9 protein-coding genes are annotated in these 11,620 nt (G+C 67.3%); 3 read left to right on the forward strand and 6 right to left on the reverse strand.

Annotation, left to right across the window (positions count from 1 at the left end; genetic code table 11):
- Positions 1–8 precede the first annotated feature (8 nt).
- Positions 9–1,241: a type II secretion system inner membrane protein GspF gene (gene gspF, locus QTH90_RS15985; protein WP_286665550.1), complete on the forward strand. Its 1,233-nt coding sequence runs from the start codon at positions 9–11 to the stop codon at positions 1,239–1,241.
- Between the two features lie 3 nt (positions 1,242–1,244).
- Positions 1,245–2,144, forward strand: a complete 900-nt coding sequence (locus QTH90_RS15990; protein WP_286665551.1) for a 5'-nucleotidase — start codon at positions 1,245–1,247, stop codon at positions 2,142–2,144.
- A 17-nt stretch (positions 2,145–2,161) separates the two neighbouring features.
- On the opposite strand, the gene QTH90_RS15995 is transcribed toward QTH90_RS15990, so the two are convergent.
- Genes QTH90_RS15995 through QTH90_RS16005 form a run of 3 tightly spaced genes read right to left on the reverse strand, consistent with a single transcriptional unit; the run spans position 2,162 to position 6,010 of the window.
- Positions 2,162–3,859, reverse strand: coding sequence for a putative 2-aminoethylphosphonate ABC transporter permease subunit (locus tag QTH90_RS15995; protein WP_444814741.1), 1,698 nt, complete (start codon positions 3,857–3,859; stop codon positions 2,162–2,164).
- A 38-nt stretch (positions 3,860–3,897) separates the two neighbouring features.
- Positions 3,898–4,965, reverse strand: a complete 1,068-nt coding sequence (locus tag QTH90_RS16000) for an ABC transporter ATP-binding protein (protein WP_286665552.1) — start codon at positions 4,963–4,965, stop codon at positions 3,898–3,900.
- A gap of 10 nt (positions 4,966–4,975) precedes the next feature.
- Entirely contained in the window at positions 4,976–6,010 is a 1,035-nt protein-coding gene (locus tag QTH90_RS16005) for a putative 2-aminoethylphosphonate ABC transporter substrate-binding protein (protein WP_286665553.1), read from the reverse strand.
- A 247-nt stretch (positions 6,011–6,257) separates the two neighbouring features.
- On the opposite strand from QTH90_RS16005, the gene QTH90_RS16010 reads away from it, so the two are divergent.
- Positions 6,258–8,033, forward strand: coding sequence for an ABC transporter ATP-binding protein/permease (locus tag QTH90_RS16010; RefSeq protein WP_286665554.1), 1,776 nt, complete (start codon positions 6,258–6,260; stop codon positions 8,031–8,033).
- Here the strand turns inward: QTH90_RS16010 and queC are convergent.
- Genes queC through QTH90_RS16025 form a run of 3 tightly spaced genes read right to left on the reverse strand, consistent with a single transcriptional unit; the run spans position 8,012 to position 11,501 of the window.
- The gene (gene queC / locus QTH90_RS16015) at positions 8,012–8,713 is read right to left on the reverse strand and encodes a 7-cyano-7-deazaguanine synthase QueC (RefSeq protein WP_286665555.1); all 702 of its coding nucleotides are present in this window, start codon (positions 8,711–8,713) and stop codon (positions 8,012–8,014) included. The genes QTH90_RS16010 and queC overlap by 22 nt on opposite strands.
- Before the next feature lie 47 nt (positions 8,714–8,760).
- Positions 8,761–9,228 carry a cyanophycin metabolism-associated DUF1854 family protein gene (locus tag QTH90_RS16020; protein WP_286665556.1) on the reverse strand — a complete coding sequence of 156 codons (468 nt, stop codon included), beginning with the start codon at positions 9,226–9,228 and terminating at the stop codon, positions 8,761–8,763.
- Complete coding sequence (locus QTH90_RS16025) at positions 9,225–11,501, reverse strand: cyanophycin metabolism-associated ABC transporter (RefSeq protein ID WP_286665557.1); 2,277 nt, start codon at positions 11,499–11,501, stop codon at positions 9,225–9,227. The genes QTH90_RS16020 and QTH90_RS16025 overlap by 4 nt, the downstream gene beginning before the upstream one ends.
- Positions 11,502–11,620 lie beyond the last annotated feature (119 nt).

Here is an 11,620-nt window from a genome sequence, read left to right on the forward strand (position 1 = left end):
ATCACCAGATGCCCGCCTATTCGTTTGACGCCATCGACCAGCAAGGCCAGCCCCGCAAGGGCGTGCTCGAAGCCGATACCGCCCGCAGCGCGCGCGGCATGCTGCGTGCGCAGGCGCTGATCCCTCTCGAGGTCACGCCGGTCGGCAGTGTGCAAAGCGGCGCGCCTGCCGCGGGTGGCTGGCGCCGGCTGCTCGGCGGCGGCCGCATCTTCAACTCCACGACCCTCGCTGTCTGGACGCGCCAGATCGCGGGCCTCGTGTCTTCGGGCCTCCCGCTTGAACGCGCACTCACGGCGCTGACCGACGAAGCCGAGAGCGAAGCGCAACGCAACCTGGTCGCCTCCTTGCGCGCCGAAGTCAACGCCGGCTCACCCTTCGGTCGGGCGCTCGCGCAGCATCCGCGCGAGTTCTCGCCGATCTACACCGCCGTGATCGGCGCTGGCGAGCAAAGCGGCAACCTCGGCCTCGTGCTGGAGCGTCTGGCCGATGACCTCGAGCAACGACAGGCCCTGCAGCAGAAGCTCGTCGGCGCCGCCCTGTATCCGGCGATCGTGACGCTGGTCGCGATCGTCATCGTGATCTTTCTCGTCAGCTATGTCGTGCCGCAGGTCGCCAACGTGTTCGCGGGCACCAAGCGCGCGTTGCCGATCCTCACGGTCGCGATGCTGGCCCTCAGCGACTTCGTGCGCAACTACGGCTGGCTGATGCTGGGCGTCATCGTGCTCGGGGCCATCGGCGCGCGGATGGCGCTCGCCCGCGACGCGTTCCGCGAGAAGTTCGATGCGGCGTGGCTCAATCTCCCACTCGTCGGCAAGTTGTCCCGCGGCTACAACGCGGCGCGCTTTGCGAGCACGCTGGCGATGCTCGCGACGGCGGGCGTGCCCATCCTGCGTGCGCTGCAGGCCGCATCCGAAACACTCGGCAACCGGGCCATGCGCGCCGATGCGCTCGATGCCCTGGTGCTCGTGCGCGAAGGCGCGCCGCTGGCTTCGGCGTTGGCACAGAAGAAGCGCTTTCCCGGCATCGTCTCGATGTTCGCGCGCCTCGGAGAGCAGACCGGCACCTTGCCCTTGATGTTGCAGCGAGCGGCGAACCAGCTCGGTGCCGAGGTGCAGCGTCGCGCCATGCACCTCGCCACGATCCTGGAGCCCCTGCTGATCGTCGCGATGGGCGGCGTGGTGATGCTGATCGTTCTGGCAGTTCTCATGCCCATCATTCAACTGAATCAATTCGTGAAGTAGCGTATGGCGGTCTCCCTCGACGACAAGCTGGTGGTGGCGATCTCCTCGCGCGCACTCTTCAATCTCGAAGAGGAAAACCGCATCTTCGAATCAGGCGACGACGCGGGCTACATGAAGCTGCAGCTCGAACGCCTCGACGTACCGGCCCAGCCGGGCATCGCCTACTCGCTGGTGCGCAAGCTGATGCGGTTCAACGACGACGGCAAGCAGCGCGTCGAGGTCGTGATCCTGTCGCGCAACGACCCGGTATCGGGCATGAGGATCTTCCGTTCCGGCGTGGCCAACGGCATCTCGCTGCAGCGCGGTGTGTTCACGCAGGGGCGGCCACCGTTCGGCTACCTTCGACCGCTGCGCGCGCACCTCTTTCTCTCGGTCAATGCGGAAGACGTGCGCGAAGCCCTGGTCGCCGGATTCCCCGCCGCGCGGGTGCTCGTCGAATCGGTGCAAGCCAGCGACGCCTATCCAAATGAAGTGCGCATCGCGTTCGACGGCGATGCGGTGCTTTTCAGCGACGAAGCCGAACGCGTGTTCCAGGCCGAGGGCCTCGACGCCTTCCAGCTGCACGAATCGAGCAAGGCGCAGATGCCGCTGCCCGAAGGGCCGTTCAAGCCGCTGCTCGCGGCATTGCACCGGCTGCAGCAGGCCAGCAGCCCGGCCATGCGCATTCGCACCGCGCTGGTCACCGCACGCAGCGCGCCGGCGCACGAGCGCGCCATCCGCACGCTGATGGACTGGAACATCAAGGTCGACGAGGCGATGTTCCTCGGCGGCCTGCCCAAGGGCGAATTCCTGCGCGAGTTCGAGCCCGATTTCTTCTTCGACGACCAGACCGGGCACGTCGATTCGGCCGCGCGCCATGTGCCCTCAGGGCACGTGTCCAGCGGCATCAGCAATCCGCGCTGAGTTGCGCGGACGCAAGGCTACCGGCTTCTCCAGCGCTGCGTGCGGGCCAGCGCCGAGCGGCCCGCCAGCGCGAACACGCCGCGGCCGAGCGCAGCGGTCAGCATGATCAACGACGCCATGGCTGCCGCCGGCGCCACATCGCCCGCATCGTCCATGTTCAGCACCGCGATCGCCGCCAGCGTGGTCTGAGGCGAGTAGAGGAAGACCACCGCCGAAACCGTGGTCATCGCGTTGACGAAGAAGTAGCCGGCGACGTTGAGCACCGTCGGCAGCGCCACCGGCACGTGCACGCGCCACAGCGTGCGCCAGAAGGGCACGCCCATCGACTCCGACACCAGTTCGTACTCGCGGTCGAGTTGCCGCAGCGCCGTGAGCGAAGTCAGGTGCGCGACCGAGAAGAAGTGCGCCACCGTGCAGATCACGAGGATCGCCATGCCGCCGTAGAGCCCGCGCAGCGGGTTCGACGGCGCGTTGAAGAAGAAGATGTAGCCCACGCCCAGCACCAGCCCCGGCACCGCGAGCGGCAGATTCGCGAGGAGGTTCAGCGCCTCGCGCAACAGGCCGAAGTGGCGCGGCTTCTCCACCAGGTAGGCCGAGAGAAAGGTGGCGATCGCGCCTGCCACGGCCGCGCCCACTGCCAGCCGCAGAGAGTTGAAGTAGCTGCCCCAGCCGCCGCCGTCCATGTTGCTGAAGTCGTAGTTCCTGAGCGAAGGCGTCAGCTTGTAGGGCCAGTAGGTTGCGAGCGAGGCGAACACCGCCATGCCGATCATGACGACGATGCAGAACGCGATCAGCAGGCAAGCGGCCAGCAGCGCCCGGTCGCGCACCGGCACGGGCTCAGGCATGTAGGGCGTAGCACGCGCGGACAAGGCGGCCGATTGCCGGCTGCGCACGCGGCGCTCGACCAGGAAGGACAGCACGGCAGGGATCAGCAGCACGAAGCCGACCACCGCGCCCATCTGGAAGTTCTGCTGGCCGACGACCTGCTTGTAGATGTCGGTCGCGAGCACGCCGGTCTGGCCGCCCACCACCTTGGGCACGCCGAAGTCGGTGATGACCAGCACGAACACCACCATGCCGGCGACGATCAATCCGTAGCGCGAACCCGGCAGCGTCACGGTACGGAAGATGCGCCAGCGCGAGGCGCCCAGCGTCTGTGCCGCCTCGTAGAGCCGGCCATCGGACGTGGCCATCGCCGTGGTGAGAATCAGCAGCGCATGCGGCAGGGTCCAGAACACCGAGCCGAGCACGATGCCCAAGGGGCCGTAGATCGACACATCGCCGAGCCAGCCCTTGAACACGCCCTGGTTGCCGAACAGGTAAACCAGGCTGATCGCCGGCAGCAACGATGGCGCAAGCAGCGGCATCAGCGCGATGGCACGCAGCAGGCCCTTGCCGCGCATGCACGAGAGCGTGAGCCCGTAGGCATACACATAGGCGATGCCCGTGCACAACGCCGCGCTGACCACCGCCAGCCAGACGCTGTTGAAGGCCGATTGAACGAGCGCCGGGTTGTCGATGTAGCGCCCGAAGTTCGCGAGGCCGACGAAGGCTCCCGCGCGATCGAAAAAGCTCTGCCCGACCAGCGCGCCCACCGGCAGCGCGACGATCACGATCAGCACCGCCACGGCCAGCAGCACGCCGGCGCCGGTCAGCCAGCGGTCGCGGTCGAAAGCGGTGCGCCGGCGCGGCAGGCCGCTCGTGGGGGCAATGATCGTCGACACGGTCGTGGCGTCGACGTCAGCGAAGGCGCTCAACGCGCCAACACCGACAGTGCGTGCTGCGGCAACTGGATGTGCACCATGCTGCTGGGCACCAGCGGATCGACGCTGCGATGGTCGGCCGGCAGGTCGGCTTCGATCTCGATGCCCAGCGGTTCGCAGGCGAGGCGCGCGGCCGTCCGGTTGCCGAAGAACTCGGTGTCCAGAAGGCGCGCCGCGAAACTGTTGATGCCCACGTCGTCACCGAAGCGCCGGACCACCACATGCTCGGGCCGGATGCCGATGGTGGCCTCTGCGCCCACACCCATGTCACCCGGCTCGCAGACCAGTTCGCTGTCGCGCACGCGCATCCTGCCGTCGGGCAGGACCGTCGCGGGCAGCATGTTCATGCGGCCGACGAAGCTCGCCACGAAGCGGGTGCGCGGCCGGTGGTAGAGATCGTCCGGCGTGCCGGCCTGTTCGATGCGGCCGTTGTGCATCAGCACCACGCGGTCCGCCATCGACAGCGCCTCTTCCTGGTCGTGCGTGACCATGATCGTCACGACGCCGAGGCGCTTCTGCAGCGCGCGGATCTCGCTGCGCAGGCTGGTGCGCACCTGCGCATCGAGCGCGGAGAGCGGCTCGTCCAGCAACAGCAGGCGCGGATTGGGCGCCAGCGCGCGCGCCAGTGCCACGCGCTGCTGCTGGCCGCCCGAGAGCTGCACCGGGTACCTGTCGGCGTGCGCAGCCAGGCCGACGAGGTCGAGCATCTCGCGCGAGCGCTTGGCGATCTCCCGTGCCAGCGCACCGGTCGGCTGCAGGCCATAGGCGATGTTCTGCGCCGCCGTGAGGTTGGGAAAGAGTGCGTACGACTGGAACACCACGCCGAAGCCGCGCGCCGCCGGCGGCAGGCCCGCGATGTCCTGCCCGCCCAGCAGCAGCTGGCCGTGGTCCGCGTGCTCGATGCCGCAGACGATGCGCAGCAATGTGGTCTTGCCGCAGCCCGAGGGCCCGAGCAGGCACACGAACTCGCCGGGTTCGACGTCCAGGTCGATCCCGTCGAGCACGCGGGTATTGCCGAAGGATTTGCCGATGCCGCGCAGGGAAAGAAAACTCGTCATGCGCCAACCGTCACTGCGGAGCCTTCTTCTCGGACTTCGACTCGTAGCGCTTGGACCACTCGGTCAGGATGCGCTCGCGATTGGCGGCAGCCCAGTCGAAATCGTTCTTCGCGAGCAGCTTCTCGACGTCGCCCGGCACGAACTCCAGCTTCTCCTGGATGCCCGGCAGCGCGAGCACCGCAAAGTTCTTTGCATAGAGCTCGTTCGCCTGCTTCGTCACGGCCCAGTCGGCCAGCGCCTTCGCGGCCTCGGGCTTCTTCGTCGTCTTCATGACGCCGGTGGCTTCCATGTCCCAGCCCAGGCCTTCCTTGGGCAGCACGATGTCGATGGGCGCGCCGTCGCGCTTGGTCTTGTTGGCGCGGTACTCGAAGGACATGCCGAGCGCGAACTCGCCAGCGCCCGCCTGGCGGCAGGGCTTGCTGCCGGACTGGCTGTAGATGCCGATGTTCTGGTGCAGGGCGTCCATGTACTGCCACGCCTTCTGCTCGCCCATCATCTGGATCCAGCCCGAGACCATCAGGTAGCCCGTCCCCGAGGCGGCGGGGTTCGGCATGGTGATCTGGCCCTTGTAGACCGGATTCGTCAGGTCGGCCCAGCTCGTGGGCTTGGGCAGGTTCTTCTTCTGCGCCTCGGCGGTGTTGAAGCACACGGCGGAGGACCACACGTCCATGCCGACCCACTTGGGCGGGTTGGCGCTGTCGCGCATCGTGGGCTTGATGGCTTCCAGGCCCTTCGGGGCGTAGGGCTGCAGCATGCCCTCCTTGTCTAGCAGCATCAGCGAGGTCGCGGCCAGGCCCCACACCACGTCGGCCTGCGGATTGGCCTTCTCGGCGAGCAGCTTGGCCGTGACGATGCCGGTGGAGTCACGCACGAACTTCAGTTCGATGGAGGGGTTGTCCTTCTCGAAGGCCGCCTTGTAGGCCTGCACCTGATCGGCTTCGAGCGCGGTGTACACCAGCAGCTCGGTTCGGCCCTGGGCGGCCGCGCCGACGCCGATGGTCAGCAGGACGGCGGGCAGGGCCCATTGAAAAGTACGACGCAGCATGAGGGTCCTCTTGGGTTTTGGGGGCGATGGCCGGCGGCAGAGCGCCGATCGGTGCGCGGCTCCGCGCGAAACCTGCTGATCATCGGAAGCGCATGTGACAGGCGTTTGTCAAATCCCCGGGGACGGTGACGGCCTGTCACGGCACTGTCATCTCGCCGGCATGTTTCAGCACCACTTAAGAATGCGGCGCATCGGGACGCTAGGATGAAAGCAACGCGCCGCTCCGGCGTGAACCTATCCCCACGCCATGACCGTCATAGCCCGATCCAAGAACCTGTTGTCGATCCTGCGCAACATCGGCGCCCTGGCGGCGCCCTACTTCCGGTCCGAGGAAAAATGGAAAGCGCGGGCGCTGCTGATCGCCGTCGTGGCGCTCAATCTCGGCTCGGTCTATGTGACGGTATTGCTCAACCAGTGGAGCCGGGTCTTCTACGACGCGCTGGAAGCCCGCAACCAGCCCGTCTTTTGGACCCAGCTCGCGCGATTCACCTACATCGCGATGGCCGGGATCGGCGTCGCGATCTTCAAGTTCTACCTGACCCAGCTTCTGCAAGTGCGCTGGCGTGCATGGATGACGCGCAGCTACATGACCCGCTGGCTGGCCAATCGCACCTTCTACCGGCTGGAACTGGCGCGCTACGCCCGGCAGCCGAAGGACGCCAAGGCCGCCCAGGTCCATCCGGACAACCCGGACCAGCGCATCCAGGAAGACATGCAACTGTTCACCGACTACACGGTGAGCCTGTCGATGGGCATCCTCAATTCGGTCGTCACGCTGGCGAGCTTCATCGGCATTCTCTGGGCGCTCTCCGGTCCGTTCTCCTTCGCATTGGGCGGGCACGACATCTCGGTGCCCGGCCTCATGGTCTGGGTGGCGCTGGTCTACTGCGGCATCGGGACGGCCATCACGCATTTCATCGGTCGGCCGCTGATCGGGCTCAACTACCAGCAGCAACGCTACGAGGCCGACTTCCGGCATCACCTCGTGCGGGTGCGGGAATACAGCGAGGCGATCGCCCTGGACCGCGGGGAGCAGGTCGAGCACGCACAGCTCGACACCCGTTTCTCGAGCGTGCTGCGCAACTACCTGTCCCTGATCAAGCAACAGAAGAACCTGGTGGCCTTCACCGCCTCGTTCGGGCAGCTGGCCGTCGTGTTCCCCTTCTTCCTGGTGGCGCCGCGCTTCTTCAGTGGCGCCATCCAGTTCGGGGAGGTGATGCAGATCGCCCGCGCCTTCAATACCGTGCAGGAAGCGCTGTCCTGGTTCGTCGACAACTACGATCGCGTCGCGGTCTGGCGTGCCACCGCCGACCGGCTCACGTCCTTCGACGAAGCCATGCGCGAACACGAGGTTCCGGACAGTGCCGTCGAGCAGGGCAACGGCGCCTCGCTGCACACCGACGACCTCGACGTCTCGCTGCCGGACGGCAGCCAACTGCTGATGGGCGCCGCCCTCGCCGTGCAGCCGGGCGAGAACGTGCTGCTGCAGGGCCCCTCGGGCAGCGGCAAGTCGACGCTGTTCCGCTCCTTCGCCGGCATCTGGCCCTTCGCGGGCGGCAAGGTCACCATGCCTGCGAACGCGATGTTCATTCCGCAACGCCCCTACGTGCCCGACGGCCGCCTGCGCGACGCGTTGGCCTATCCCGAGCCGGCCGACAAATACACCGACGAGCAGCTCGTGCAGGCCCTCGGCGATGCCTTGCTGCCCGACCTGGCCGCCCGTCTCGACGACAGCGACGCGTGGAGCCAGAAGCTCTCCGGCGGCGAGCAGCAACGGCTGGCCATCGCCCGCGTGCTGCTGCGCAAGCCGGCCTGGCTGTTCGCCGACGAGGCCACCAGCGCGCTCGACGCCGAAGCGGAGGAGACCCTGTACAAGCGGCTGGCAGCCGGCGTTCGCGCCGCGGGTGGCGCCATGGTCTCGATCGCGCACCGCGCATCGGTCGGCGCCTTCCACGACAAGCGCTGGACGCTGGTGCCCGAATCCGTCGGCGCTTCCGCGCGCTACAGGGTCGAGGCCACGTAGCGCTCCCAGCCTCGCGAGCGCAACTCGCACGCGGGGCAGTTGCCGCACCCGTAGCCCCATGCGTGGCGCTGGTCGCGGTCGCCGAGGTAGCAGGTGTGCGTGTCCTCGACGATCAGGTCGATCAGCGGTTCGCCGCCGAGCCGGTGCGCCATGGCCCAGGTCTCGGCCTTGTCGATCCACATCAGCGGCGTCTCGATCACGAAGCGCCGGTCCATGCCGAGCGACAACGCGAGCTGCATCGCCTTCATGGTGTCGTCGCGGCAGTCGGGGTAGCCGGAGAAATCCGTCTCGCACACGCCGGTGACGATCACCTCCAGCCCGCGCCGGTACGCCAGCGCGCCGGCCAGGGTGAGGAACAGCAGGTTGCGGCCCGGCACGAAGGTGTTGGGCAGTCCATTGGCCTGCATCTCGAACGCGATGTCCTGCGTGAGAGACGAGGCGCTGACCTGCCCCAGCACGTCGACCGACAGCATGTGGTCCTCGCCCAGCCGCGGCGCCCACTGCGGGAAGCGTTCGCGCAGACGCGCCAGCACGGTGGTCCGGGCTTCGAGCTCGACGCGATGGCGCTGGCCGTAGTCGAAGCCGATGGTTTCCACGCGCTCGAATTTTTCGAGCGCATCGGCCAGGCAAGTGGTGGAGTCCTGGCCGCCGGAGAAGAGGACGAGTGCGGTGGTATGCATGGTGAGCGCCATTTTCGCCAAGGGGCGCGAGTCCGGCACTCAGGCGCTCACAGGAAGCGCTCCAGCAGCTTTCGCGAGGGACGGTCCAGCGCCTTCACGTCGGGAATGCGGAATTGCACGCCATGCGCGCTGGCGATCAGCAGCGCACCGCCTTCCAGGCGCCGGATGTCTTCTTCGGCCTTGAGCACGAAGCTGCTTTCGCCGCGGTCGGTGCTCACCTGCCAGGTGCTCGGCACGCCGAAGCTCGACACCTTGTGCAGTTTCAGCAGCGTCGGCGCGAAATCGCGCGCGGCCAGATCCTCGTCGAGCAACCGGCGCAACGCTGCGGGCAGCGCATCGAGGCGGTCGATCCACACGATTTCGCGGCCGTCGCTGCCGACCAGCGAGATGCCGTCGTCCGGCGCGGTGAGCGGGAACGCGCGCACCGGCACGACGCCCGCGTGGCGCACGCCTTCCGCGTCGATCAGCACGAGGCGGCCGAACGCATCGCGTTCCAATTGAAGTTGTTCGATCATGCTTCCCCCGCCGGATGGGCCGCGTGGCCGCCGAGCGCCATCGCCACCGACGCGCGTTCGTCCGCGGCGCCGGCGCTCTCGTCGTCCGCTTGCCGCAGTTGCGCCTGGTAGAGCCGCCAGTAGGCGCCCTGCCGGGCCATGAGTTCGTCGTGCGGCCCCACTTCGACTATCTCGCCGCGGTCCATCACCACCAGCCGGTCGGCCTTGCGCAGCGTCGAAAGGCGGTGCGCGATGGCGATCGTCGTGCGGCCCTGCACGAGGTTGTCGAGCGCCTTCTGGATTTCCTTCTCGGTCTCGGTGTCGACTGCCGACGTGGCCTCGTCGAGGATCAGGATGCGCGGATCGATCAGCAGCGCGCGCGCAATGCTGATGCGCTGGCGCTCCCCGCCCGACAGCCCCTGGCCGCGCTCGCCGACCAGCGAGTCGTAGCCATGCGCCAGCCGCAGGATGAAGTCGTGCGCATGCGCGGCGCGGGCAGCGGCGACGATTTCCTCGCGCGTGGCGTCGGGCTTGCCGTAGGCGATGTTCTGCGCGATGGTGCCGAAGAACAGGAAAGGCTCCTGCAGCACCAGCCCGACGTGGCGCCGGTAGTCGGCCACTGCAAAGCGGCGGATGTCGGTGCCGTCGACCTTGATGGCGCCGTCGGTCACGTCGTAGAAGCGGCAGATCAGGTTGACCAGCGTGCTCTTGCCCGATCCGCTGTGGCCCACGAGCCCTATCATCTCGCCCGGCTCGATCACGAGGTCGAGGTCGCGGATCACCGCGCGGCTGCCGTAGCGGAAACCCACGTCGGCCATCTCGATGCGCCCCTGCACGCGCTCGACCTTCACCGGGTTGGCCGGCTCGGGCACGTTGCTCACGTGGTCGAGGATGTCGAAGATGCGCTTGGCGCCGGCCGCGGCCTTCTGCGTGACCGAGACGATGCGGCTCATCGAATCGAGCCGCGTGTAGAAGCGCCCGATGTAGGCGATGAAGGCGGTCAGCACACCGACCGTGATGCTGCCGCGCGCCACCTGCCAGATGCCGAAGCCCCAGACCACGAGCAGGCCGATTTCCGTCAACAGCGACACGCTGGGCGTGAACAGCGACCAGGTCTTGTTGAGCTTGTCGTTGACCTGCAGGTTGTAGAGGTTCGCGGCGTGGAAGCGGTTGGCTTCGCGCTTTTCCTGCGCGAAGGCCTTCACCACGCGGATGCCGGGGATGGTGTCGGCCAGCACGTTGGTGACCTCGCTCCACACGCGGTCGATCTTCTCGAAACCGGTGCGCAGGCGGTCGCGCACGACATGGATCATCCAGGCGATGAAGGGCAGCGGAACCAGCGTGACGACCGCCAGCAGCGGGTTGATCGAGAACAGGATCACCGCCGTCATCGTGATCATCAGCACGTCGGTCAGGAAATCGAGCGCGTGCAGGGACAGGAAAACGTTGATGCGGTCGGTTTCCGAGCCGATGCGCGCCATCAGGTCGCCCGTGCGCTTGCCGCCGAAGTAATCCAGCGGCAACGTGAGCAAGTGTTCGTAAGTGGTGGTCCGCAGGTCCGCGCCGATGCGTTCGGACACCAGCGCCAGCATGTAAGTGCGCGCCCACCCCAATCCCCAGCCGACCAGCGCCGCCCCCAGCAAGGCGCTGAGGAACATCACCACCTTGGCGACCGCGATCTTCTGGCCGTTCTGGAACGGGATCAGGATGTCGTCCATCAGCGGGATGGTCAGGTAGGGCGGCACCAGCGTGGCGGCGGTGGAAGCCAGCGTCAGCAGGAAACCCGTGATGAGCTGCTTGCGGTAGGGCTTGGCGAAGCGGCCCAGCCGCAGCAGGACCCAGGTGGAAGGCGGGGTCTGGAGTTCGGGCTCGACGAGCGCCGCTTCATCGGCGTCAGCCCCCTCGACTGTCGCCTGCGCGACTCCGGCCACCTGCTGATCGAACAGCTTCTGCAGCCGCAGCGCGGCCGGCTGGTGCGCCAGGGTGTAGCGCCAGCGGGCCAGCCGGCCCCGGCCGTCTAGCAGATCGAGAGTGCCGATGCCCGCGTGGTCGGCCATCTGCAGTTCCAGGCCCGGTGCCGGAAGCGGCCATTCCTCCCAGCTGCCATCCGGCGCGCGGGCCATCAAGCGGCGGTCCGTCAGCGCCAGCAAGCCGGTGGCAAACCGAAGATCCCCGTCGAGGTCAACCGGCAGGCTCGCCAGAACGTTTTCCGCATCAGTGAGCCGGCTTTTCAGAATGTCTGAAGCCTCCTCCGCTTCGCCCCCCGGGGTGCCTACTGGATCGTGATGTTGCATTGTGTTTCTGTATCTCTGGCCCACCAACGGACCCTACATGGCGCTCGCCGGGCGCCGATTCTGACCGATCACCATGGGCGCTCTTGAAGGTGCCGCGGTGCTCGGCCAAAGCACATCGA

Origin of the sequence: Variovorax flavidus, assembly GCF_030317145.1 — a bacterium.
Classification (GTDB): Bacteria; Pseudomonadota; Gammaproteobacteria; order Burkholderiales; family Burkholderiaceae_C; genus Variovorax; species Variovorax flavidus.

Coding starts and splice junctions, on each gene's coding strand:
- gspF (WP_286665550.1), top strand. CDS start 9: ATGCCCGCCTATTCGTTTGACGCCATCGACCAGCAAGGCCAGCCCCGC.
- QTH90_RS15990 (WP_286665551.1), top strand. CDS start 1,245: ATGGCGGTCTCCCTCGACGACAAGCTGGTGGTGGCGATCTCCTCGCGC.
- QTH90_RS16000 (WP_286665552.1), bottom strand. CDS start 4,965: ATGACGAGTTTTCTTTCCCTGCGCGGCATCGGCAAATCCTTCGGCAAT.
- QTH90_RS16005 (WP_286665553.1), bottom strand. CDS start 6,010: ATGCTGCGTCGTACTTTTCAATGGGCCCTGCCCGCCGTCCTGCTGACC.
- QTH90_RS16010 (WP_286665554.1), top strand. CDS start 6,258: ATGACCGTCATAGCCCGATCCAAGAACCTGTTGTCGATCCTGCGCAAC.
- queC (WP_286665555.1), bottom strand. CDS start 8,713: ATGCATACCACCGCACTCGTCCTCTTCTCCGGCGGCCAGGACTCCACC.
- QTH90_RS16020 (WP_286665556.1), bottom strand. CDS start 9,228: ATGATCGAACAACTTCAATTGGAACGCGATGCGTTCGGCCGCCTCGTG.
- QTH90_RS16025 (WP_286665557.1), bottom strand. CDS start 11,501: ATGCAACATCACGATCCAGTAGGCACCCCGGGGGGCGAAGCGGAGGAG.